Source organism: Streptomyces sp. NPDC021212, from assembly GCF_044332925.1.
Classification (GTDB): Bacteria; Actinomycetota; Actinomycetes; order Streptomycetales; family Streptomycetaceae; genus Streptomyces.
This window is the reverse complement of sequence record NZ_JBIRPZ010000002.1, coordinates 660,429-684,150: the sequence shown is the minus strand read 5'-3', so window position 1 is coordinate 684,150 and position 23,722 is coordinate 660,429. Positions and strand designations below refer to the sequence as shown.

Genomic DNA, 23,722 nt, shown 5'->3' with positions numbered 1-23,722 from the left:
GTGCGTCCCCTTGGCATCGGGTGCGGTTTACGTGAGCAGCCCCGCCGACCGGGCCCAGCGGTATTTCGCGCCCAGCACGGCCACCGGCTTTTCCGTGGTGTACGGATGGGCGACGACGCCGCGCTCGAAGAGGTACTGGCTCGCCTCCTCGACTTCGGTGTCGCCCGCGAGTGAGGCCACCACCGGTTTCGCGATGCCGCGCTCCCGGAATTCCGCCACGACGCGCGCGGTCAATTCGGCGAAGACCATGGGCGGGGTGACGATGGTGTGCCAGTAGCCGAGGACGAGCGCGTGGATGCGCGGATCCTCCAGGCCCAGCCGGATGGTCGCCTCGTACGTGGCCGGCGGCTCGCCGCCGGTGATGTCCACCGGGTTCCCCGCCGCGCCGAACGGCGGGATGAAGCGGCGGAAGGCGGCGTCCAGGTCCGGCGGGATCTCCATCAGCGACAGCCCGTTGTCCACGATGGCGTCCGACAGCAGCACCCCCGAGCCCCCGGCGCCGGTGATGACGACGACGTTGTCACCCTGCGGCGTGGGCAGCACCGGCAGCGCCCGCGCGTACTCCAGCATCTCGTTCAGCCCCGGCGCCCTGATCACCCCGGCCTGCCGCAGGATGTCGTCGTACACCGCGTCGTCCCCGGCCAGCGCGCCGGTGTGCGACCCGGCGGCCCGCGCGCCCGCCGCCGTACGGCCCGCCTTCAGCACCACCACCGGTTTCCTGGGCACGGTCGCGCGCGCCGCCTCCACGAAGGCGCGGCCGTCCTTGAGGTCCTCCAGGTGCATCGCGACGCACTGGGTGTTGGGGTCCTCGCCGAACCAGGTGAGCAGGTCGTCCTCGTCCACGTCCGACTTGTTGCCGAGCCCGACGATCGCCGAGACGCCCGTCTTCGTCGTCCGTGCGAAGCCCAGGATCGCCATCCCGATGCCACCGGACTGCGAGGTGAGCGCCACCGGGCCCTTGACGTCGTACGGGGTGCAGAACGTGGCGCACAGGTCCTGCCAGGTGGAGTAGTAGCCGTAGATGTTCGGCCCCAGCAGCCGCACGCCGTGCTCCTCGGCGATGGCCACGATCCGCTCCTGCAGCTCGTGCTCGCCGGTCTCGGCGAAGCCGGACGGGATCAGCACGGCGTTCGGGATGCCCTTGCGGCCGACCTCCTCCAGCGCGGCGGGGACGAACTTCGCGGGGATCGCGAAGACCGCCACGTCCACCTCGCCCGGCACGTCCGTCACCGACGCGTACGCCTTGCGGCCCAGGATGTCGTCGGCCTTCGGATTGACGGGGTGGATCTCGCCCGGGAAGCCGCCGTCGATGAGGTTGCGCATCACCGAATTGCCGATCTTGCCAGGCTCGTTGGAGGCGCCCACCACCGCCACCGAACGCGGCCGCATCAGCCGCCCCATCGCGCCAAGGATCTCCTCCCGGGAGTAGCGGCGGCGGGCCGGTGGCGCGGCGTCGCCGATCAGCAGCCGTACATCGGCGGCGAGCACTCCGCTCCCGGTCGCGAAGACCGGGTTGAGATCGACCTCGGTCAGTTCGGGAAAGTCCGTGACCAGCTCCGACACCCGCACGATCAGATCGGCGAGCGCGTCCCGGTCCACCGGCTCCCCGCCGCGCACCCCGCGCAGCACCTCGGCGGCCCGGATCCCGTCCATCATCGACAGGGCGTCGTCCCGGCTCGCCGGGGCCAGCCGGAAGGTGATGTCCTTCAGCACCTCCACCAGCACCCCGCCGAGCCCGAAGGCGACCACCTTCCCGAACGTCGGATCGGTGACCGCGCCGACGATCACCTCCTGCCCGCCGTCCGGGACCATCTGCTGCACCTGCACGCCCTGGATGCGTGCCCTCGGGTCGTACGCGCGGGCGTTCGCGACGATCGCCGTGTACGCGCCGCGCACCTCGGCCGCCGACCCCAGCCCCACCCGGACCCCGCCCGCGTCCGTCTTGTGCGAGATGTCCGGGGAGACGATCTTCAGCACCACCGGGAAGCCGATCCGGTCCGCGAGCGCCACCGCGTCGTCGGCGCACTCGGCCAGCCCCTCGGCCGGGGTCGGTATGCCGTACGCGTCGGTGATGCGCTTGCCCTCGGGCGCGGTCAGCGTGGAGCGCCCCTCGGCCCGTACGGCGTCCAGCACCGCGCGCACGGCGTCCTTGTCATACGTAACCGCTTGATGCGTGCTCACCGTCAGATCACCCCGTTCGCCTTGAGCAGCCGCACGTCTTCGTCGCCGATCCCCAACTCCCCGTACACCTCCGCGTTGTGCTCACCCAGCAGCGGCGAGCGATCGACCTGGACGGGGGAGTCGGAGAGCTTGAGCGGGGAGCCGACCGTGGTGAACTCGCCGCGCTCCGGATGGTCGACGCGGACGACCATCTCGTTGGCGGCCAGCGACGCGTCCTCGACGATCTCCTTGGTGGACAGGATCGGCCCGCACGGGATGTTGTGGGCGTTCAGCTGCTCCAGCACCTCCCACTTGGGCAGCGTGCTGGACCACTCCTCAATCAGCTGGAACATCTTCCCCAGCTTCGGCAGCCGCGCCTCCGGCGTCGCCCACTCCGGGTCCTCGGCCAGCTCCGGCCGCCCGATGAGCTGCGTGATCGGCTCCCAGCCCACCGGCTGCACGATCACGTACACGTAGTCGTTGGGGCCGCCGGGCGCGCACTTGACCGCCCAGCCGGGCTGCCCGCCGCCGCTCGCGTTGCCGCTGCGCGGCACCTCGTCGCCGAAGCTCTCGTTCGGGTACTCGGCGAGCGGCCCATGCGTCAGCCGCTGCTGGTCGCGCAGCTTGACCCGGCACAGATTGAGCACCGCGTGCTGCATCGCCACGTTCACCCGCTGGCCGCGCCCGGTGCGGGTGCGCTGGTAGAGCGCGGCCAGGATGCCCGCCACACAGTGCACCCCGGTGCCCGAATCGCCGATCTGGGCGCCGGTCGCCAGCGGCGGCCCGTCCTCGAAGCCGGTCGTGGACATCGACCCGCCCATGGCCTGCGCGACCACCTCGTACGCCTTGAACTTGGTGTACGGGCCCTCGCCGAACCCCTTGATCGACGCGTACACGATCCGCGGGTTGATCTCCTGGATGCGCTCCCAGGTGAAGCCCATCCGGTCCACCGCGCCCGGACCGAAGTTCTCCACCATGACGTCGCTGCGGCGGATCAGCTCGGTCAGGATCTCCTTGCCGCGCTCGGACTTGGTGTTGAGGGTGATGCTGCGCTTGTTGCAGTTGAGCATCGTGAAGTAGAGCGAGTCGACGTCCGGGAGGTCGCGCAGCTGCTTGCGCGTGATGTCACCGGTCGGGGACTCCAGCTTGATGACGTCCGCGCCGAGCCAGGCCAGCAGCTGGGTGGCGGACGGACCGGACTGGACGTGGGTCATGTCGAGGACGCGCACGCCCTCCAGAGCCTTGGTCATGGTGGCGGGCCCCTCTACTTGTACATGGTCTGGTTCATCGTTCCGGGGGCGTACGCGTCCGGGTCGACCCAGACGTTGATGAGCGACGGCTTGCCGGACTCGCGGGCGCGCCGCAGCGCGGGCGCGATGCCGGCCGGGTCCCGTACCTCCTCGCCGTAGCCGCCCAGCATCCGCGCGAACTGGTCGTACGGAACGTCGCCGAGGGTGTTGCCGATCCGCTCGCGGGAGTCGCCGTACTTGGCCTTCTGGCCGTAACGGATCTGGTTCATCGAGGAGTTGTTGCCGACGATGCCGACGAACGGCAGATTGAAGCGGACCAGCGTCTCGAAGTCCCAGCCGGTCAGCGAGAACGCGCCGTCGCCGAAGAGCGCCACCACCTCCTTGTCGGGGCGCGCCTGCTTCGCCGCCATCACGAACGGCACGCCGACGCCGAGCGTCCCCAGCGGCCCCGGGTCCATCCAGTGGCCGGGCGTACGGGGTTGCACGACCTGCCCGGAGAACGTGACGATGTCGCCGCCGTCGCCGATGTAGATCGAGTCCTCGGTCAGGAAGTCGTTGATCTCGCTGACCAGACGGTACGGGTGAATGGGGGAGGCGTCGGACTTCAGCTGCGGCAGCCGCTTCTCGATCGCCGTCTGCTCGACCCCGCGCAGCTCGTCCAGCCACTCCTTGCGCTTGCGCGCCCCGCCGTTGATACGGCCGGACGCCGCCTGGGTGACGGCTGACAGAATCTGATGACTGTCACCCACTATCCCGAGATCAATATCCCGATTCTTGCCGACCGTGCGGTAATCCAGGTCGATCTGCACCACCGTCGCGTCGGGTGACAGCCGCTTCCCGTACCCCATCCGGAAGTCGAACGGCGTCCCGACGATCACGATGAGGTCGGCATTCGAGAACGCGTACCGGCGCGAGAGCTGGAAGTGATGCGGGTCCCCGGGCGGCAGCGTCCCGCGCCCCGCGCCGTTCATGTACGCGGGCACGTTGAGCGTCCGCACCAGCTCCGTCGCCGCGTCGGTCGCCCGGCACGTCCACACCTGGCTGCCCAGCAGAATTGCCGGCTTCTCCGCGTGCACCAGCAGGTCGGCCAGCTTCTCGACCGCCTCCGGATCGCCCGCGCTCCGCGTCGACGCCCGGTACGCCCCCGCCTTCGGCACCCGCGCCTTCTCGACCGGCACCTTGGCGTCCAGCACATCGCGCGGAATCTCCAGGAACGACGGCCCCGGCGCCCCGTGGAAGCACTCACGGAACGCCATCGAGACCATGTCCGCGGCCCGCGCGGTGTCCGGCACGGTCGCCGCGAACTTCGTGATCGGCGCCATCATGTCGACGTGCGGAAGGTCCTGGAGGGACCCCATCTTGTGCTGCGTATGTGCCCCCTGCCCGCCGATCAGCAGCATGGGCGACTCGGCCCGGAAGGCATTGGCCACCCCGGTCACCGCGTCGGTGGTCCCCGGCCCGGCGGTGACCACCGCGCACCCGGGCCTGCCCGTGATCCGGGCATGACCATCGGCGGCATGCGCGGCCACCTGCTCGTGGCGCACGTCGATGACGTCGATGCCCTCGTCGACGCATCCGTCGTAGATGTCGATGATGTGGCCGCCGCAGAGGGTGTAGATGACGTCAACCCCCTCCGCTTTGAGCGCCTTGGCGACCAAGTGCCCGCCGGAGATGAGGTCCTGGCTGTCGTCGGGCATGGCGAATCGCGTCCCTTCGTAGGGGTGTGGATTGCATACAGTCGACGTTATCCTGTATGAAACCCGTTATCCCGCATCGGCAGATCGATGTCCAGGGGGCGTACGTCAATCGTTCGATCAAGTCGCTGCCGCAGACGTACGTCACCGTCCGTAACACCCCGTGCGCGCGGCCTGCCCAGCGGTGCGTCACGGCAGATCGGAGCGGGGATGGGCGCGGGGCGGGCGCCACGCATACGCCGGTGAAACGCACCCCAAAACCTTGGTATCGTTGTCCATGTCGCCGCGGGCATCCGCGGGGCACACTCTGTCCGGGTGGCGGAATGGCAGACGCGCTAGCTTGAGGTGCTAGTGCCCTTTATCGGGCGTGGGGGTTCAAGTCCCCCCTCGGACACGCACCATTTCCCCACGGTTGCTCATCGACCGTGGGGATTTGTCGTTGTTCGGTCGAGCGTGACCTCGGCGCGTACGGTCGCTTGGGCCGGGACGTAGGTGAGCCGGAGGCCAAGCCGTCGGTAGATCTCGGCCTTGTCTCGCGCGGAGTTCGGCTTCGGCGGGTCCGCTCGCGTCGGCAGGGCGCTGATAATTCGCGGCATACAGACATCAAAAGCGCCTCCACGTGCGGAGGCGCTTCTGAGTAACTCTCCGGGCCGAACCTCTGCTCACTGCTGCGCGGTGATCACCGCGGGATCGTCGCGGGCGTCACGCGATCCGGCGAGTCGGCTGTCTCCGGGACGGTCCGCCGCACGGACGGCAGCGACACGCACGCGATCAGCGCGGACAGAACCGGAACGGCCACTGGTCCCCCCACCGACAGGGCGAGCCCGCCGCCGGCGCCGCCGACGGCGACGCCCAGGAACTGCACGGAGAAGTGCACCCCCAGCGCCTGGGGCCGCTGCGAGGGCGCCAGGGCGGCGATCCGTGTCTGCTGGGCGACCCCGCCGCAGCACCAGGCGGCACCCAGACAGAACAGCACCGGGAACGCGGCGATCCCCGCGTCGGTACGGGGATGCCAGGCGGCGCCGACGGCGATGATTCCGAGGAACAGCGCCATCAGCGAGAGAGCCACGCGCAGCACTCGCGCCACAGGCACCTTGACCAGGATCCTGCCGATCGTACGCCCGGCCGAGAACGCGCCCGCGCCGAAGACGATCATCAGCGCCGCGACCCCCTGGCTTCCCATCCCGGTCGCCCGCTCGACGATGGGCGCGAGATACGTGTAGGTGCCGTACGCGGCGAGGAAGACCCCGAAGGTGGTCAGCAGACTCCACCGGACGGCCGGGCTGCGCAGCAGTTCGGCCCGGACGGTGCCGGCGGGAGAGCCGCCGGCACCGTCGGCAGCAGGACCGCCAGCATCAGCGCGGTTGTCAGCGCCAGGATCGTGACGAACAGGAACGTACCCCGCCGGCCGAGCAGTCCGCCGATCAAGGTGCCGATCGGCGCGCCCAGGGTGAGCGCCAGCGCGTTGCCGCTGGCGGTGACCGCGATCGCGTTGGGCATGTCCTCCGGACGGCACAGCGCGGCCGCCGCCGCGGCGGCCGGCCCGGCCAGCAGGGCCGCGCTCACCGCGGCCAGCACGCGCGCCGCGGCGAGCACGGCATAGTCGAACGCGCACGCCGCGAGGGCGTTGCTGAACGCGAAAACCAGCATGGCCCCGATCAGCAGCGACTTCGGCGGCACCCTCCGGAACGCGCCGATCAGCGGCGGCCCGCCCAGGGCGTAGACCAGCGCGAAGACCGTGACCAGCTGTCCGGCCACTGATACGGACACGTGCCGAACTTCGGCGTCGGCCTGCCGCGGACCGGGCTCCCCGGTGCCGCGATGAGCATGGCGGACGCGAGAGCGGCGCTGCCCCTGACGGGTCCAGGACAGGTGAAATCCTTTGCCGACCACTGGCTGCTCGCCACCTTGGCGCCCACCGCGCAACGCTTCGCGGTGCTGCTCGAGCCGCGCAGAGAGGCCGCGCAACAACACCCTGACCTGGCAGAGACAGTGCTCAGCCTCGCCGAGAACGGCTTCTCGCTCAGCGCGACCGCCCGCGTCCTGCACGTGCATCCGAACACCGTGAAGTACCGCCTCCAGCGCTGGCAGCAACTCACCGATTGGGACGTACGCACCTGGCAAGGACTGTCGTCCACCATCATCGCGCTCGGCCTGCCGACACTTTGAAGCGCCCATTCGGCCAGGGCCGCGAGCGGTGGACGACGCGCTGGTCGAGTCGGCCCCGGAGCGCGGTGCCGGTGGTGACACCGGTCCGCTTCTCCGGACCGCTCGTCGAACCCGGCGTGCGGTCGGGTATCCGGCCAGCGAGGTGCCTGGGACCAGGCCCTTTTCCAACGGCCCCCCACCGCACCGGACGTGCGGCGGATCCGCGCGGTGATACTGCGGTGACCGCGCTGGTCGTGCTTGGTGTCGTTGTCCAGGGCCACGATCTCGTAGCCGAGGAACCGGGCGGCCAGTGCCGGGGCGATCCCGGCCAAGGTGGAGCGTTGCCGCTCGGTGCGGTGGGCGTAGGGCCTGGTCAGCCCCGATACTTGTTCCGCGAATGTCTGCTGGGGGCATTCCCGGTCGCCGCACAGGAAGCGCCGGACCGTCAACACCAGCACCACCGCCTTCCCCGCGGTCGGCAGATGGGCAGGATGGCGCTGGTAGGAGCCGTGGACCCGCTCGGACCAGCCGCGACATCCCGGACACCGCGCACCACGCGCAGTGCTGCGAGCCGCAACGCGTATGACCCCCGGCTCTGCCTCCACCGACGCGATCACCACGTCGGCAACGCCAGGGAACAGAAGCTCCTTCAGATCAACCGTGCTCTTTCCCACGGCCGGTGACCACCACCCGGCCGAGGACCAAGCGGAGCTGATTTCGGGCAACTTCCACACGGCCGCCCAGTCTGCCGACGGTTACGGTCCGTGATCATCCACAAGACCTGCGACAGAACCACGATTCACCCGTCGCCGACAGGTGCAGCCCTTGCCTCCGGGCGCCGATGCCACCGCGCCGGTCGCGATCACTGTGGGCGACGATCCGGTCGCCCCAGAACCAGCCCGCCTCACGTGTCAATCCCGTGGCTACGCCAGCGCCAGCACCGTCGCGAGGGGTGTGAGCCGTGGGGTAATGGTCCAGATACCTCCTCGGACACGTTCTTGCGCACACGGATGATGCGGGTTGTAGGTGAGCGTGAGGCCGAAAGCCTGGCGGAGAGGGGCTTTGCGGTCGGCGATGGGCAAGCCTGGCGGGATATTTCGACGCTGCTCGCGAACCTTGCGAAAAGTATTGACTCGGCTCACTGGTCCCCTACTATCCAGGGTGCTCGACACTTCGGCCTTTGTTCGACATCACGAACGCGACCGAGCTGCTCCACCCGCACAGCAGGGCACCTCCGGGTCACACCCACCGAAATGACCGAGCCGCAAGGAGTACCCCTGATATGTCATGGCCTCATCAATCCTGCCGTCGTCGCGCCCCGGTGGCCGCCGGCGGGCCGGTCTCGATCAGGTGCCGGGTGCCCACGGACCGCTACGAATCGCGCCACATCGACAGTCCGGACAGCCCTGACGGGGCCGACCGGAACCGCTTGCTCAAGAAACAGGAGGTCCTCATGCGTAGAGGAAGTTTCAGCCGCAAACGTCTGTCCGTGATGCTCGCCGCCGCGGTTGCGGCCCTGGTCTCGTTGGCGGCGACGCCCGTCGCCAACCCGGCTCAGGCGGCCACCAGCGCGTGTTCTCTCCCGTCGACGTACCGGTGGTCGTCGACGGGTGTGTTGGCGCAGCCGGCGAACGGGTGGGTCTCGCTGAAGGACTTCACCAACGTGGTGTACAACGGCAAGCACTTGGTCTACGCGTCGAACGTGTCGGGGTCATCTTACGGCTCGATGGGGTTCCGTCCCTTCACGAACTGGTCGGACATGGCGTCGGCCGGCCAGACCGGGATGGGCCAGGCCACGGTGGCGCCCACGCTGTTCTACTTCGCACCCAAGAACATCTGGGTGCTGGCGTACCAGTGGGGTGCGTGGCCCTTCATCTATCGCACGTCGAGCGACCCCACCAACCCCAACGGCTGGTCCTCTCCGAAGCCGCTGTTCACCGGCAGCATCTCCGGCTCCGGCACCGGCCCGATCGACCAGACCCTGATCGGTGACGGCCAGAACATGTACCTGTTCTTCGCCGGTGACAACGGCAAGATCTACCGAGCGAGCATGCCGCTCGGGAACTTCCCGGGCAACTTCGGCTCGTCGTACACGACGGTCATGAGCGACTCGACGAACAACTTGTTCGAGGGGGTGCAGGTCTACAAGGTTCAGGGCCAGAACCAGTACCTCATGATCGTGGAGGCGATGGGGGCGAATGGGCGCTACTTCCGCTCGTTCACGGCCTCCAGCCTGAGCGGTTCGTGGACCCCGCAGGCCAGCAGCGAAAGGAACCCCTTCGCGGGCAAGGCCAACAGCGGTGCCACGTGGACCAACGACATCAGCCACGGTGACCTGGTCCGCAACAACCCCGACCAGACCATGACCATCGACCCCTGCAACCTGCAGTTCCTCTACCAGGGCAAGTCCCCCTCCGCGAACGGCCCTTACGATCAACTGCCCTGGCGGCCGGGCGTCCTTACCCTGCAGCGCTGACCTGCCTGATCCGCGGTGAGTCGCGATCTGGTGCGGTCTGCCGGCGCGTAGGCGAGCGGTTTACGGCGTGGGCAACTTCCACCTGCTGACCGATACTCACCGCCTCGAAGAACCCCAGCCGTGCGTCGGCTGGGGTTCCGCTTGGCGACCGAGGTCACGGCGGGTTGACCAGCGCAAAAGAAACATGGGATGGATCAGGTCCCAATTGAGAGAGACATGTCTATTGACAGTGCGAGGGACCGATGGAATCACTATGTGACATGGGATGTCTGAGAGTTCTTTGTGGATGCTCTCGGGCGCCTGTCCCCAAGGGAGAGTCGCCCCATGACCTCATCCGGATCGCGCCCGCACTGGCTTCAAGGAACAGAATGCTGCTCCGCTGACCGCCGGGGCCGCCAAGGCGTACTCGCTGTACCTCAATCCCAACAGCTACTGGCGGGACGGTCACCTGACGGGCGTGCCGACCGGGGCCGCACCCGAAGGGGCGTACGCGGTCACCCGGCCCAGGAGTGGATGGGAACCATGCCCGTGACCACTGCGCGAGCCAGGCGACTGTTGACAGTGCCGCCCCCGGAAGCCGGCCCCGTCCATCACACGCGCCGCAGCCCAACGGCGCCGAACCGCAGGAGGATCGGATGAGGACGAGAGCGAGACCCGGCCGTCTGGCACTGACGGTCGGCATCGTCCTGGCGTTCGTGCTGTCATTGCTGTCGACGACCGCGAGCCGGGCCGCCTCGGACAAGTCGCTGAGCGTGCATCTGGCATCGACGCGGGGACCGTCGACCGGTGTGGGGGAGGGGTTCCTCTACGGCATCAGCGAAGACGGCAGCAAGCCGGCGGACCAGTTCCTCCAGCCGCTAGGGATCAACGCCTTCCGCGGCGGCGGCTGGTTCTCCGGCGGCTGGATCAAGGACGGCTACCAGTACGGCTCGGCCACCCGGGCCGACATCGACTCGATCACCGCGCAGGCGAAACGCCTCACCCGGCCGCCTTATCACGCGCAGTACCAGGTGCTGGTGAGCGACATCTACGGCGCGAACGGCGGCCAGCCGTCGAACACGAGGTATCCGTGCGACAACGGCGACTGCTCCAACTGGGTCAGCTTCATCGACTCCACGGTGGGAGCGCTGCAGGCTTCGGGGCTCACGTTCTCCTACGACATCTGGAACGAGCCGGACATCTCCGCCTTCTGGACCCGGGGGGTGAACAGCGCCCAGTACTTCCAGATGTGGGACACCGCCTACCGCGAGATCCGGCGCATCGCCCCCGGGGCGCAGATCGTAGGCCCGTCATTCGCGTTCACCCCGGAGCGCAACCCGGGCCAATGGCGGGCCTGGCTCGCGCATGTGAAGGCGGCCGGGACGGTGCCGGACATGATCGCCAACCACAACGAGGGCGATGTCGACGACCCGGTCACCGTCGCGCGGGCCCTGAACGGCGCCCTGACCGCGGCGGGCATCCGTCCGCTGCCGCTGTCCTCGAACGAATACCAGCCGGCCGACCGGCAGACCGCCGGGGTGACAGCGTGGTACCTGGCGCGGTTCGCGCAGTCCGGGTACACCAACGCGATGCGCGGCAACTGGGTGTGCTGCGTCACCCCGAACCTGACGGGAGTCCTGACCCAGAGCGGAGGCAGCTGGCAGCCGACCGGCAACTGGTGGGCGCTGCGGGACTATGCCGATATGACCGGCACCCTCGTGGACACCTCCGGCCAGGTCGGCTCGACGGCGATCTCCGCCTCCCAGGACTCCTCCGCCCAGCGAGCGGTGGCGGTCATCGGCGACTCCAACGGGTACACCGGCGCCGCGTCCGTGACGTTCGACGGGCTGTCCTCCGTACCCTGGCTGACGAACGCAGGTGGCGTGCACGTCACCGTGCACCGCATCCCGGACCAGGCGCCGCTCAGTGCGCCACAGACGGTGTACGACCAGAATGTGAGCGCCTCGGGCGGCTCGATCACCGTGCCGTTCACGTTCCAGGGCGCGCACGACGCGTTCACCGTCCAGCTGACACCCGCCTCGTCGGGCGGCGACGGCTTCCCTGACGGCTACCACCAACTCGTGGTCGCCAGCGACAACCTGTGCATGGATGTGTACGGCAACTCCGGCAGCGCGGGCGCCGCGATCGACCAGTGGACCTGCAACGGGCAGGGCAACCAGCAGTTCCGGTTCGTACCCGCCTCGGGCGGCTACGGCGAACTGCGGGCCCAGAGCTCCGGCCTGGACGTGGCGGTGGCCGACAGTTCCACGGCGGCGGGCGTACCGGACATCGTCCAGCAGGCCCCCGGCGCCGCGGCCAACGGCCTCTGGCTGCCGGTGCGGCAGTCCGACGGCTCCTACGCGTTCCAGAACAAGAACAGCGGTCTGTGCCTGGACGTCTACGGCGGCGGAGACAACGCGGGGCAGCAACTGGACCAGTGGCCGTGCAAGAACACGCCCGGCACGAACCAGGACTTCATCCTCCGCTGACCGCGGCACCACGAGATACCTCCGACCTGCGAAAGGAACCCACCGTGTCAGCATTCAGACGGCTGTTACGGCGCCTGCGCGCCTCGACGGCCGTGCTCGCGGGCCTCCTCCTGGCCGCCGGCGGCCTCGTGGGCACGGCCGCCGCGCCGGCCCAGGCCGCCACCTCCATCACGATCAACGGCGCGTCCGGCGGCCGGACCTTCGACGGCGTCGGCGCGATCAGCGGCGGGGGCGGCAACAGCAGACTCCTGATCGACTATCCCGAGCCCCAGCGCGGCCAGATCCTCGACTACCTGTTCCGGCCCGGCTACGGAGCCTCCCTCCAGATCCTCAAGGCGGAGATCGGCGGTGACACCAACTCCACCTCGGGGGCCGAGCCCAGTCACCAGCACACCCGGTCCGACGTGAACTGCAACCGGGGCTACGAGTGGTGGCTGATGGAGCAGGCCAAGGCGCGTAACCCGGACATCAAGCTGTACGGGCTCGCCTGGGGCGCGCCCGGCTGGATCGGCGGCGGGAACTTCTGGTCCACCGACATGGTCAACTATGTGCTCTCGTGGCTGGGCTGCGCCAAGCAGCACGGGCTGAGCATCGACTACCTCGGCGGGTGGAACGAGCGAGGCTACAACGTCTCCTGGTACCAGCAGCTGCGCGGCGCGCTCAACACCAACGGCTACGGCAACGTCAAGATTGTCGCGGCCGACTCGGACTGGGCCGTGGCGAACGACATCAACTCCAACCCGGCGTTCGCCTCCGCGGTGAGCGCGATCGGCACGCACTATCCCTGCGGCTACCGGTCGTCCCAGTCCAACTGCTCGGTGCCGTCGGCCGCCACATCATCCGGCAAGCCGCTGTGGGCGAGCGAGAACGGCTCGGACGACTACAACGGGGGAGCGCAGGCCGTGGCCCGCGGCATCAACCGCGGATACATCGACGGCCGGATGACCGCGTACCTCAACTGGCCGGTGGTCGCCGCCATCACACCCAACATTCCGTACCCCACCATGGGCCTCGCCCTGGCCTCGCAGCCGTGGTCCGGGTCCTACTCGATCGGCAAGAACGCCTGGGTGATGGCGCACACCAGCCAGTTCACCGCTCCGGGGTGGCGGTACCTCGACGCGTCCAGCGGCTACATCGGGGGCAACCGCAACAACGGAAGCTACGTCTCACTCAAGTCCACCAACAACTCCGACTACTCCACCGTCATCGAGACGATGGACGCCGGAAGCGCCCAGACCCTGAACTTCAACGTCACCGGGGGACTGTCCACCGGAACCGTCCACGTCTGGTCCACCGACGTCAGGTCCGGCAACACGGCCGACTACTTCGTGCACGCCCCGGACGTCACCCCGTCCGGCGGCGCTTTCAGCCTGACCGTACAGCCCGGCCACATGTACACCCTGACCACCACGACCGGACAGGGCAAGGGAACCGCCACCGGTCCTGCCAAGAGCGCGATGAAGCTGCCGTACAGCGACTCCTTCGACGGCAATGCCACCGGCACCGAGGCGAAGTACCTCATGGACTGGCAGGGCGCTTTCGAGGCGGTGGGCTGCGGCGGCGGCCGCAGCGGCAAGTGCGTGCGCCAGATGAGCCCGCAGAAGCCGATCACCTGGGACGCGCTGACCGATCCGCACGCCCTGCTCGGTGATGTGAGCTGGGGCAACTACACCGTCTCGTCGGACGTGCTGCTCGAACAGCCCGGATACGCCGAGCTGCTCGGCCGTGCGGGCGGGCACGACTACGACCGCACCGGAGGGCAGAACGCCTACCGCCTGCGGGTGAGCGACACCGGGGCCTGGTCGATCCTGAACTCGAACACCAACGGCAGCGTCTCCACCTTGGCCCGCGGCACGACCGGAGCGCTGGGCACCAACCGGTGGCACACCCTGGCCCTCACCTTCTCCGGCACCGCGATCACCGCCGTCATCGACGGCGCCACGGTGGGTTCCGTGAACGACCGCACTTGGGCCGCCGGGCAGATCGGCTACGGGACCAGCCAGGGCGAGACGGCGCAGTTCGACAACCTGTCCATCACCCCCGGCAGCGGCGGCAACGACGGCGGCACGACCGGCGCGATCGTCGGGGCCGCCTCCGGCCGGTGCGTGGACGTACCGAACCAGTCGCAGACGGCCGGCACCCAGGTGGAGCTGTGGGACTGCAACGGCGGCGCCAACCAGCAGTGGACGGACACCTCGGCCGGTGATCTGCGGGTCTACGGCAGCTACTGCCTGGACGCCGCGGGCCAGGGCACCACCCCCGGCACCAAGGTGGACATCTGGGACTGCGACGGCGGCAGCAACCAGAAGTGGACGATCCATGCCGACGGCACGATCACCGGTGTCCAGTCCGGCCTGTGCCTGGACGCCACCGGCGCGGGAACGGCCAACGGCACCTTGCTGCAGCTGTGGACCTGCAACGGCAGCAGCAACCAGAAGTGGACGCGCGACTGATCCGGTGACCGGCTGACGATCAACCACTCCCGCGTCACCTCCGTCAATTCCCCCGAGAGGCCCCCACATGTCTTCCTCTTCCCTGCCGCTCAGCCGGCGCCGGCTGCTGGCGGCGGCCGGCGCGGCCACGGCCTTCGGCCTGCTGCGGTTCGCCCCCGAGGCCGCCGCGACCGACGGCCCCGCAAGCTACACCCCGAGCTGGTCCTCCGTGGACCAGCACCCTCCGGCCCCGGCCTGGTTCCAGGACGGCAAGTTCGGCATCTACTACCACTGGGGCGTCTTCAGCGTCCCCGCGTTCGGGAACGAGTGGTATCCGCGCAACATGTACATCGGCGGCTCGGCCGAGAACCGCCACCACATCGACACCTACGGCGACCCCTCGGCCTGGCCGTACCACAACTTCATCGACGGTGCCCGTGACAAGGCCGGCAACCGCGTGCAGTTCGCCCCCAAACTCGCCTCCCAGGGCGGCAACTTCGACCCGGACGCCTGGGCGCGGCTGTTCAAGTCGGCGGGGGCGAGGTTCGCCGGCCCGGTCGCCGAACACCACGACGGCTTCTCCATGTGGAACAGCCGCTCCAACCCGTGGAACTCGGTCCAGCGCGGCCCCAAGCTCGATCTCGTGGGGCTGCACGCGCAGGCCATCCGCGGGCAGGGGCTGAAGTTCATGGCCGCGCTGCACCACGCCTACCACTTCAACGGCTACTACGACCACGTGCCGAACCAGTCGGACCCGACGCTGCGCACCCTCTACGGCCAGCAGGGCTCGGCCGCGGAGAACAAGCTCTGGTACGACAAGCTGATCGAGATCGTCGACGGCTACCAGCCGGACCTGGTCTATCAGGACTTCGACCTGAACCTGGTGCAGGAGTCCTACCGGCTCCAGTTCCTCGCGCACTACTACAACCAGGCGGTCTCATGGGACAAGGACGTGGTCGCGACCTACAAGGACGGCTTCAACAACAAGGGTGAGGTCTTCGACTTCGAGCGCGGCGGCCCGGCAGGGCTGCTCACCCCCTACTGGCTGACCGACGACAGCATCTCCTCCTCCAGCTGGTGCTACACGGTGGGCATCGGCTACTACTCGACGCAGGCACTGCTCCACTCGCTGATCGACCGGGTCAGCAAGGGCGGCAGCATGCTGCTGAACATCGCTCCGATGGCCGACGGCACCATTCCCTCCGGGCAGCAGTCCATCCTGCTCGCCATGGGCGACTGGCTCGGCCGCTTCGGAGAGGCGGTCTATGCCACCCGCTCCTGGGCCAGTTACGGCGAGGGCCCCACCAAGATGGGCGGCGGCTCATTCAGCGGACCGGTGGCCGGCAAACCGCAGGACGTCCGTTTCACCCGCAGCCGGGACAACAAGGTCCTCTACGCCACCGCGCTGGGCTGGCAGGGCGGCACCATGACCATCACGACGCTGAACTCGAACCAGATCAACCTCAGCAGCCTGACGGGCGCAAAGCTGCTGAACAACACGGCCGGCACCTACATCGACCTGCCCGCGCCGACCCAGGACGCTTCGGGCCTGCACCTCACCATGCCCTCGTCCAACCCGCCGTTCAGTGCCCTCGCGTACACGGTCAAGCTCACCTTCTCCGGTGAGATCCCCGCCCTGGGCGCGCCGGGCGGCTCCACCACCTGGGTGAAGATCGCCAACGTGACCAGCGGACTGGTACTCGACAGCGGAGGCAACGTCGCATCCGGCTCCAACCTCAAGCAGTGGAACTACGACGGAAGTACCAATCTGCAGTGGCAGCTGATCGACCTCGGCAACGGCTACTACCGCATCATGAACCGCACCAACGGCATGGCCGCCGACAGTTGGGGCGACTCCGCCAACGGCGCTCCTGCCCGGCAGGAGGCATGGAACGGTGGCAACAACCAGCAGTGGTCACTCAACAGCCTCGGCGGCAACCGCTACCAGATCATCAATCGGGGCACCGGTACCGCCCTTGACGGCAGTGGCAGCACCACGGCCGGCTCGACCACGGTGATGTGGACTCCGAACTCCAGCACCAACAACGAATGGACCATCACCGGCGTCTGAACCGTCACCCAGGCGAACTGCCGGTCATTCTCGTACGGCGCCACTCCGTGTCTCGTCGTGGTCGAGGTGCTGACGCAGCCACTGCTCCGTCGTGCTCACATGCATCAGCGCCGCGGCCTCGGCCAGTGCGGAGTCCCTGCGCAGCAGGGCGGCGTAGATTGCCTCGTGCTCGGCGATGGTCCGGTCACCGGCATGGTCGTCGACCATGCCCCGCCAGACCCGGGCGCGCACGGTGCTGCTGGAGATGCCCTCCAGCAGCGTAGCCAGGGTCCTGTTCCCGGCGGCTGCGATCACCGCGCTGTGGAAGGCGGCGTCGTGCTCGTTGAGCAGCTCGACATCGTCGCGGACGGCCCTCATCGCGTCAAGGTGGTGCCTGACCTCGACGAGGTCGTCGTCGGAGATCCGGGTGGCGGCGAGCCTCGTGGCGATCGGCTCGAAGAGCCTGCGCACTTCGGTCAGTTCCAGCAGGGTGTCGCCGTGGAGCAATGCCACCGCCGAGCCCAGCCCCTCGAGCAGCAGTGCGGGCTCCAGACTCGTCACATAGGTCCCGTCTCCCCGCCTGACATCCAGGACCCGCGCGACAACAAGCGCTCTGACCGCCTCACGCATCAGGTTCCTGGACAGACCGAGTTCTGTGGCCAGTTGCTGCTCGGGTGGCAGCTTGGCGCCCGGCGGCAGTTCGCCGGACTGGATCATCTCCCCGATGCATGCGATTGCCTTGTCTGTCAATGACATAGGCGGGCTCCACACTGCCTGCTCGCGCATACCACGCTCACAGGACCTCCCATGTCCCGGCCCGCGAGTCGTACGTCGACCCTTGACAGTTTCACCTGCCCGCAACACGATACCTCCCACACCCCAAGTACTTTCAGCGCTTGGGAGCGCTCCCAATGGGAGCGCTCCCAATCTGCGCCGCCACCCCGGTCCTGTCGCCCCCGCCGGGGAGTCGCCGGCGCAAGGGGGCCTCGTATCACCGCACTTCCTCAGCGCGTCGCTCGCCCGTGACCGAGAGCGTGCGACGCATCCCTGTCAGGAAACCGAGGTACGGTCATGCGCCACAGACTCCGCGCCCTGGTGGCAGCGTTCTTCGCTCTGCCGCTGGCGCTCGCCATCGCACCGTCCGCCCACGCGGCCGACCCGACCACCATGACCAGCGGGTTCTACGTGGACCCCGACTCCAGCGCGAAGAGGTGGGTCGCCGCCAACCCCGGCGACGGCCGGGCGTCCGCGATCAACGTCTCCCTCGCCAATACCCCGATGGCCCGCTGGTTCGGCTCCTGGAGCGGCACCATCGGCACCGCCACCGGCGCGTACGTGGGCGCCGCGGATAATAGGGATAAACTACCCATCCTCGTCGCCTACAACATATACAACCGCGACTACTGCGGCGGGCACTCCGCGGGCGGGGCCGCTTCGCCGTCCGCCTACGCGACCTGGATCGCCCAGTTCGCCGGCGGGATCGCCAACCGCCCGGCCGTCGTGATCCTCGAACCGGACTCCCTCGGGGACTACGGTTGCATGACCCAGGCCCAGATCGACGAACGCGAGGGCATGCTCACCGGCGCCCTCGCCCAGTTCAGCCGTCAGGCCCCCAACACCTGGGTCTACCTCGACGCCGGCAACCCGGGCTGGGCGGACGCGGCGACCATGGCCCGGCGCCTCCACGAAGCCGGCCTCCGACAGGCCCACGGCTTCTCCCTCAACGTCTCCAACTACTTCACCACGGCCGAGAACACCGCCTACGGCAACGCCGTCAACAGAGAACTCAACGCCCGCTACGGCTACACCAAGCCGTTCGTCGTGGACACCAGCCGCAACGGCAACGGCTCCAACGGCCAGTGGTGCAACCCGTCGGGCCGCCGCATCGGCACCCCCACCCAGCTGGGCGGAGGCGCCGAGATGCTCTTGTGGATCAAGACCCCGGGTGAGTCCGACGGCAACTGCGGCGTCGGATCCGGCTCCTCGGCCGGCCAGTTCCTCCCCGAGGCCGCCTACAAGATGATCTACGGCTACTGATGCCGTGTCCTCGGGCTCGGCCTAGCGGTCAGCGGGGGGCCGCCGGCCGGGCTCGATGCCGGCCCGGTCCATGACCTGTCGTGCGGCCGTCGGCCAGTTCCCGCCGCTCACCTGGACGTTTCCTCTCAGGACGTTGTTGTGGGGGGAGCCGGTGGCCACCTGGGTCGCGCCGCTGTTGTACCAGTTCTCCGAGAAGGTGCTGTCGTTGGTGTTGTTGGTGGCACTGGCGTTGGTGAAGGCCCACACCCCGGAGTCCTGGATCACGTTGTGCGACAGCGTCACGTAGCGGGAGCCCTCGTCCAGATAGAGGCCGACGGTGTTGCGGTTGTCGTAGATGTAGTTGCCCTCGATGACGGTGCGGGGACTCGCCGACAGGTTGTACAGGCTGCCACCGTCGTGGAAGACCTTCTTGGTGCCGTGGATGAGGTTGTAGCGCACGGAATTGTCCGACAACGTGGTCGGTGTGCTGTAGACCGGCTGGTAGTTGTACAGGCCCCGGTTCCTGTAGTCCGTGCTGCCACCGGGGTCGTTGGCTCCCCAGCCCCAGCCGACGTCGATGCCGTCGTAGGCGAGGTCGGACACCTCGTTGTGCTCGATGACCGCGCGGGTGACGTAGGTGGACAGGATGCCGGACATGTCCTTGTAGTCCTGGGCGACCCTGGTCACCAGATTGTTCTTGATCGTGATGTCCTTGTCGACCATCGCGGGGTTGGACGGGTGGTGGGCGTCGGGTTGCACACCGCCGGCCACGATGCCGGCGCCGGCGTCGTCGGTGAAGGTGTTGCGCTGGACGGTGATGTTCGACGCGCCCAGACCGACACCGGAGGCGTGGGCGTTGGCGTCGTTGCCTATGCCGAGAGCTACCTGGCCGAGATGGGTGAAGGTGTTGCCGGTGAAGGTGATGCCGCGCGCGGCCGACACCTGTACGGCCGCGGGGATCTGGTGCCAGCTGTTGCGCGCCGCCTCGAACAGCGGGCAGCCGGACTGGCAGGACGTGAGGAAGTCGTTCGGCTGCTGGTGGGTGGCCGCGAGGAAGGCTCCGTTCTGCTGGTCGGCGTAGCCGATCGAGGTGCCCGGCTGGAGCCAGGTGGAGTACTCGAAGCGGATGTTCTGGACGGTGATGTCGTGGGCCGGATTGTCGTAGGTGCCGCCGATCTGCATCAGCGAGGTGAGCTGCGGCAGCTCGACGTCGCTGTCGGCGGGGTTCTTACCGGCCGGTGCCTTGTAGTAGAGCCGGCCGGCGTCCTGGTCGAGGTACCACTGCCCGGCCGTTTTGAGGAAGGAGTAGGAGTTCTGGAGCATGAGGGTGCCGCCGGCGAAGGGCTTGGCGAGGGTGTCGTAACCCCAGTTGTTGTTGTTCCACGCCGGCTGCTGCATCGTGATGGTGGTGCCGTTGATGCTCTGGACGGGTGCGTAGCGGTCGGTGAAGGAGTTCTGGCTCTCCACCTCGATCCGGTTCTGCCGGGGCAGTGAGGCGAGGTACCTCAGGTTCGGGTTGACGATGGTCATCCCGGTCCTGGTGACCTGGACGTCGTTGCGCGAGATCGTGATCGAGGCGCGGGGTGCGCCGGCGCCGTCGACGTAGAGCTGGCGCGAATCCGTTCCCTTCGGCACCGGTGCGGCGTAGATGTTCGCCGCCGCGTCGTGGACTTGCCAGCCGGTCACCCGCAGCGCGCCGGAGAGAACGGGCGTCTGCCCGGTGCGCGCCCGCCAGGTCACGGTGTGACCGCCCTGCCCTGAGTCGGCGGCGGTGAGTCGTAACGGTTCCGTCAGGCGGTAGGTGCCGCCCGTCAGCTCCACGACCACGTCGGACGTGCCGGACAGGGACCGGGCGAGTTGCCGCGCCTTGGCGAGGGTGGCAACGGGGTGGTCGGCCGTGCCGGCGTTGCGATCACTGCCGCCGGGGGATACGACGATCTTGGCGGCACCTGCGGCTCCGGCGTCCGCGTGGGCCGCGGACGGCATGGCCCCGGTGAAGGCCGTGAAGGCGGTGAGGGCCGCGGTGAGCGCGGCCAGTGCCCTTCCTGGTTGGCGGTACATGGAAATCCTCGGGGGTGAGAGGGTGGGGTGACAGTGAGCGGGCCGGGGAACGCCTGCGGGTGCCCCACCACGTGGGCCTCCCGTCATGACGTCTCCTCGGTGCCCGGGTCGTCGAATGGTGTGCGATAGGACGGCGGCCGGCTGTGCAGGTCGAGCCGGAGCGTCAGACGGATCCGGGTGGAACGCGGCAGCTCCACCCCCAGCCATGGCCCGCCGACAGGGACCGTGGCGGATGTGACGACCGGCTGACCGTGGCCGTAGTCGTAGAGACCGCCGATCCAGGTGGGGTTCTCGCACCTGGTGTGGTGCACGGTGTGGATGCTGTGTTCGGCGAACGCCCCCGCCTGCACGATCACCGATCGCGCGCCCTCGGGGTCGAGATTGACCAGGTCGACCACGGTGGCCTCCGGGTCGACACAGGAGACCAGGGCCGCCACCGAGGAGGGCAGACCGGGGCGCCGGGCAACGGCGTCGTAGTACCGCACGCGTGCCTGTTGCAGTCCGCCGTTGTAGATGACCTGCGGTCCGCCCCAGGTCAGTTGGACCAGGGCCTCGGTGACCACCGGGTTCGACTGCTGCCACAGGTGGATGTCCGCCTCGGGCACATCCGTGCCGCGGTAGCGCTCCATCCGGGCCAGCCGGTGGCGTACCTGGGCCTGCGCGGCGGCCAGGATCCGCTCCGGGTAGTCAGGGGCGTCCCCGGTGAGGAAGGCGAACCACGGCTCCTCGTGCCCGGCCTCCTCCTTGTTCCGGAAGGGGCGCACGGTACGCCAGTCGTATCCGCCGGCCGACCGGAGGCGTTCGAGGCGTTCCCGGTCCGCGGCCGACGCGGAGTGGTGCCACAGGGCGATCGGGACCGCCATCAGCATCGGGTTGTAGTCGAACCAGCCTCGGTCGGCGTACCGGAACGGCACATGGAGCGTGGGCGTGGTCACGTCCTCGCAGAGTTGAACGGTCCACTTCGACCGGAGGCTGGAGTCCGCATCCATGAAGGTCATGATCTTGCCGTGGGAGATGATCTCGTCGAGCGTCGGGCGGACCAGGTCCAGGCAGGAGTCGTCGCCCGTGGCGGCCGCTCCCGCCAAGGCCGCGACCATCGCGGCGTGCCCGACGCTGTACCACCCGTGCGGCCAGGACCAGCCGTAGTGCCCGCCGTACCAGCGGCCGTCCAGCAGCCCGCCCACGGTGCCGTCCGGGGCGACGTTGTCGGGGAGGATCCCCCCGTGAGCGGTCGCGCGGTCGCGCCAGGCGCCCACGTACTCGGCGATCCAGTCGCGATAGCGCGGATCACCGGTCAGCATCAGGGCGTTGAGGACGAGTCCCGAGGCGGCAAGGTTGACCGCGGTGTCTCCCGAGCCGATCCGCCGCCGCATCTCCTCGCCCAGCCGCGGGTCGCGGTCGAGCGGCGGGGCATCGGCGCCGTCCGGCACCGTCCACTCCAGAGGGAAGCCGTACGTTCGGGCCTCCTGGGGAAGCCAGGGGTAGGCGTCGCCGTCGAAGAGCCCCCGGCGGTCGGGGTCGCTGCCGTTGTGCGGCCGGCGGATGATGCGGTGTTCCGGGTCGTAGTTGCCGTGCCGCGGATCGACGTAGAGGTCCGCGAAGCGCCGTGCCCGATGTTTCCAGCGGTCGGGGGCGGCCATGCACAGGAAGTAGAACAGCAGCAGGCTCTCACCCTGATGGAACCAGTCGTAGCCTCGCTCGTACTCGTCTTTGAGCATGCCCAGTTCGGTCAGCTGCCGGGTGACTCCCTCCCAGTGCCGCTCGGACTGGGCCAGCAGGTCCTCGTGCCCGCCGAGGAGATAGAGCTGTGGCCAGTTGAAGAAGGTCTCGTAGAAGTCGTCCGCGCCGTCGCGCGAACCGAGTCCGCCGGCGTACCGCAGTCGCCCGTCGGAGTCGGTGAAATCATCGGCGAACCGGCGCCAGGCGCGGTCGAGCAGGTCGAACAGAGCGCGCTGCGCCGTCGCCCAGCCCGGCGGCTCCAGCAGCGGTACCGAGGCCGTGATGACGGATCCCATCAGATCTCCATTCCGAGCGGGGCGGTACGGGAACGTGGCCGGGGTGGGGCGGGGCGCGGGGTGCGCCGTCGTGCGGGGCGCGGTGGTTCAGCTCTTGGTGGCGCCGGCGAGCATGCCGGCCACCAGAAAACGTTGCGAGAAGAGGAAGACGACCAGCACGGGAGTGATCGCCAGCAGGGTGGCCAGCGCCAGTTCGGGCCGCTGGACGGCGAGCGAGCCGACGGTCGGGTTGAACTGGGGGACCTCGTTCAGCAGCGTCCCCAGGCCCACCTGTACCGGGAACTGGTGGCTCTCGGGCAGCATGACGTACGGGAGGTAGTAGTTCGTCCAGTTGGCGACGAAGCTGAAGAAACCGACCAGGGCGACCACCGGGGCGGCCAGCGGAAGGGCGATCCGGCGGAACACGGCGAACTCCGAGCAGCCGTCGAGCCGCGCGGCGTCCAGCAGCTCCCGGGGCAGCGCCGTGCTGAAGTAGATGTAGGTCAGATAGACGCCGAACGGGTAGAACGCGTACGGCAGGACGATCGACCACATCGAGCCGATCAGGTGAAACGCGTTGATCTCCAGGAACAGCGGCACCACCAGCGTGGCGTTCGGCATGAGCATCACGATGAGGGTGGCGATCAGCAGCGTGTGACGACCGCGGAACTCGGTCATGGCGAGCCCGTACCCGGCGGGGACCGCGACGCACAGGGTGATCAGCAGGGCGAGGAACGAGTACAGCGCCGAGTTGCGCAGCCACCCGAAAACGGCCGCGTCCTGGTGCGCCGTCAGCGCGTTCCAGTTCGCCCGCAACGCGTGCCAGGAGCCGAAGGACAAGGGGTTGTCGTGCACCAGCTGGCTGTCGGTCTTCGTTGCCGCCAGCAGAAGCCAGAGCGCGGGAAGCCCGAAGAAGACCAGGAACAGGGCGAGTACGACGTATGTCATCACGGCGCCGGCCGAGCGGGAAGTG

The 23,722-nt window shown here is 68.6% G+C and carries 15 protein-coding genes, 1 tRNA gene and 2 pseudogenes; 8 read left to right on the top strand and 10 right to left on the bottom strand.

The features are described from left to right. Window positions 1-27 precede the first annotated feature (27 nt). Genes ACH4SI_RS07240 through ACH4SI_RS07230 form a run of 3 tightly spaced genes read right to left on the bottom strand, consistent with a single transcriptional unit; the run spans window position 28 to window position 5,107 of the window. The gene (locus ACH4SI_RS07240; RefSeq protein WP_398293518.1) at window positions 28-2,181 is read right to left on the bottom strand and encodes an acetate--CoA ligase family protein; all 2,154 of its coding nucleotides are present in this window, start codon (window positions 2,179-2,181) and stop codon (window positions 28-30) included. Window positions 2,182-2,183: 2 nt separating this feature from the next. Beyond that, on the bottom strand, window positions 2,184-3,410 hold the full coding sequence (frc, locus tag ACH4SI_RS07235) for a formyl-CoA transferase (RefSeq protein ID WP_398293516.1): 1,227 nt from the start codon (window positions 3,408-3,410) through the stop codon (window positions 2,184-2,186). Between the two features lie 14 nt (window positions 3,411-3,424). After that, entirely contained in the window at window positions 3,425-5,107 is a 1,683-nt protein-coding gene (locus tag ACH4SI_RS07230; RefSeq protein WP_398293514.1) for a thiamine pyrophosphate-binding protein, read from the bottom strand. Window positions 5,108-5,413: 306 nt separating this feature from the next. On the opposite strand from ACH4SI_RS07230, the gene ACH4SI_RS07225 reads away from it, so the two are divergent. After that, a tRNA-Leu gene (locus ACH4SI_RS07225) sits at window positions 5,414-5,498 on the top strand. 285 nt (window positions 5,499-5,783) lie between these two features. On the opposite strand, the gene ACH4SI_RS07220 is transcribed toward ACH4SI_RS07225, so the two are convergent. Together ACH4SI_RS07220 and ACH4SI_RS07215 are read right to left on the bottom strand one after the other, a co-directional pair. Further along, a complete protein-coding gene (locus tag ACH4SI_RS07220) occupies window positions 5,784-6,395 on the bottom strand; it encodes an MFS transporter (protein WP_398293951.1) in 612 nt (203 codons plus the stop codon). Further along, entirely contained in the window at window positions 6,362-6,874 is a 513-nt protein-coding gene (locus tag ACH4SI_RS07215) for an MFS transporter (RefSeq protein WP_398293512.1), read from the bottom strand. Before ACH4SI_RS07215 ends, ACH4SI_RS07220 begins: the two co-directional genes overlap by 34 nt. Here ACH4SI_RS07215 and ACH4SI_RS07210 point away from each other — a divergent pair, their 5' ends adjacent. Continuing rightward, complete coding sequence (locus tag ACH4SI_RS07210; protein WP_398293510.1) at window positions 6,875-7,273, top strand: PucR family transcriptional regulator; 399 nt, start codon at window positions 6,875-6,877, stop codon at window positions 7,271-7,273. 413 nt (window positions 7,274-7,686) lie between these two features. Here the strand turns inward: ACH4SI_RS07210 and ACH4SI_RS07205 are convergent. Then, window positions 7,687-7,857, bottom strand: a pseudogene (locus ACH4SI_RS07205) (transposase family protein); the annotation flags it as partial. A 677-nt stretch (window positions 7,858-8,534) separates the two neighbouring features. On the opposite strand from ACH4SI_RS07205, the gene ACH4SI_RS07200 reads away from it, so the two are divergent. From ACH4SI_RS07200 to ACH4SI_RS07180, 5 genes and pseudogenes are all read left to right on the top strand, one after another. After that, on the top strand, window positions 8,535-9,728 hold the full coding sequence (locus tag ACH4SI_RS07200) for a non-reducing end alpha-L-arabinofuranosidase family hydrolase (protein ID WP_398293949.1): 1,194 nt from the start codon (window positions 8,535-8,537) through the stop codon (window positions 9,726-9,728). Window positions 9,729-10,104: 376 nt separating this feature from the next. Continuing rightward, window positions 10,105-10,227 (top strand): annotated as a pseudogene (locus ACH4SI_RS07195) (hypothetical protein); the annotation flags it as partial. Window positions 10,228-10,363: 136 nt separating this feature from the next. Beyond that, window positions 10,364-12,196, top strand: coding sequence for an RICIN domain-containing protein (locus ACH4SI_RS07190; RefSeq protein ID WP_398293508.1), 1,833 nt, complete (start codon window positions 10,364-10,366; stop codon window positions 12,194-12,196). Between the two features lie 44 nt (window positions 12,197-12,240). Then, on the top strand, window positions 12,241-14,649 hold the full coding sequence (locus ACH4SI_RS07185) for a ricin-type beta-trefoil lectin domain protein (RefSeq protein ID WP_398293506.1): 2,409 nt from the start codon (window positions 12,241-12,243) through the stop codon (window positions 14,647-14,649). A gap of 67 nt (window positions 14,650-14,716) precedes the next feature. Beyond that, a complete protein-coding gene (locus tag ACH4SI_RS07180) occupies window positions 14,717-16,699 on the top strand; it encodes an alpha-L-fucosidase (protein WP_398293503.1) in 1,983 nt (660 codons plus the stop codon). 24 nt (window positions 16,700-16,723) lie between these two features. Here ACH4SI_RS07180 and ACH4SI_RS07175 read toward each other — a convergent pair whose 3' ends face one another. Next, a complete protein-coding gene (locus tag ACH4SI_RS07175) occupies window positions 16,724-17,434 on the bottom strand; it encodes a FadR/GntR family transcriptional regulator (RefSeq protein ID WP_398293501.1) in 711 nt (236 codons plus the stop codon). 315 nt (window positions 17,435-17,749) lie between these two features. Here ACH4SI_RS07175 and ACH4SI_RS07170 point away from each other — a divergent pair, with 315 nt between their 5' ends. Further along, entirely contained in the window at window positions 17,750-18,715 is a 966-nt protein-coding gene (locus tag ACH4SI_RS07170; RefSeq protein ID WP_398293499.1) for a glycoside hydrolase family 6 protein, read from the top strand. A gap of 21 nt (window positions 18,716-18,736) precedes the next feature. Here ACH4SI_RS07170 and ACH4SI_RS07165 read toward each other — a convergent pair whose 3' ends face one another. The 3 genes from ACH4SI_RS07165 to ACH4SI_RS07155 form a co-directional block, all read right to left on the bottom strand. Further along, the gene (locus tag ACH4SI_RS07165) at window positions 18,737-20,755 is read right to left on the bottom strand and encodes a right-handed parallel beta-helix repeat-containing protein (RefSeq protein WP_398293497.1); all 2,019 of its coding nucleotides are present in this window, start codon (window positions 20,753-20,755) and stop codon (window positions 18,737-18,739) included. 83 nt (window positions 20,756-20,838) lie between these two features. Beyond that, on the bottom strand, window positions 20,839-22,770 hold the full coding sequence (locus tag ACH4SI_RS07160; protein WP_398293495.1) for a hypothetical protein: 1,932 nt from the start codon (window positions 22,768-22,770) through the stop codon (window positions 20,839-20,841). A gap of 87 nt (window positions 22,771-22,857) precedes the next feature. Beyond that, the gene (locus ACH4SI_RS07155) at window positions 22,858-23,697 is read right to left on the bottom strand and encodes a carbohydrate ABC transporter permease (RefSeq protein WP_398293493.1); all 840 of its coding nucleotides are present in this window, start codon (window positions 23,695-23,697) and stop codon (window positions 22,858-22,860) included. Window positions 23,698-23,722: the final 25 nt, after the last annotated feature.

Coding starts and splice junctions, on each gene's coding strand:
- frc (WP_398293516.1), bottom strand. CDS start 3,410: ATGACCAAGGCTCTGGAGGGCGTGCGCGTCCTCGACATGACCCACGTC.
- ACH4SI_RS07230 (WP_398293514.1), bottom strand. CDS start 5,107: ATGCCCGACGACAGCCAGGACCTCATCTCCGGCGGGCACTTGGTCGCC.
- ACH4SI_RS07200 (WP_398293949.1), top strand. CDS start 8,535: ATGTCATGGCCTCATCAATCCTGCCGTCGTCGCGCCCCGGTGGCCGCC.
- ACH4SI_RS07190 (WP_398293508.1), top strand. CDS start 10,364: ATGAGGACGAGAGCGAGACCCGGCCGTCTGGCACTGACGGTCGGCATC.
- ACH4SI_RS07180 (WP_398293503.1), top strand. CDS start 14,717: ATGTCTTCCTCTTCCCTGCCGCTCAGCCGGCGCCGGCTGCTGGCGGCG.
- ACH4SI_RS07175 (WP_398293501.1), bottom strand. CDS start 17,434: ATGTCATTGACAGACAAGGCAATCGCATGCATCGGGGAGATGATCCAG.
- ACH4SI_RS07170 (WP_398293499.1), top strand. CDS start 17,750: ATGCGCCACAGACTCCGCGCCCTGGTGGCAGCGTTCTTCGCTCTGCCG.
- ACH4SI_RS07165 (WP_398293497.1), bottom strand. CDS start 20,755: ATGTACCGCCAACCAGGAAGGGCACTGGCCGCGCTCACCGCGGCCCTC.
- ACH4SI_RS07160 (WP_398293495.1), bottom strand. CDS start 22,770: ATGGGATCCGTCATCACGGCCTCGGTACCGCTGCTGGAGCCGCCGGGC.
- ACH4SI_RS07155 (WP_398293493.1), bottom strand. CDS start 23,697: ATGACATACGTCGTACTCGCCCTGTTCCTGGTCTTCTTCGGGCTTCCC.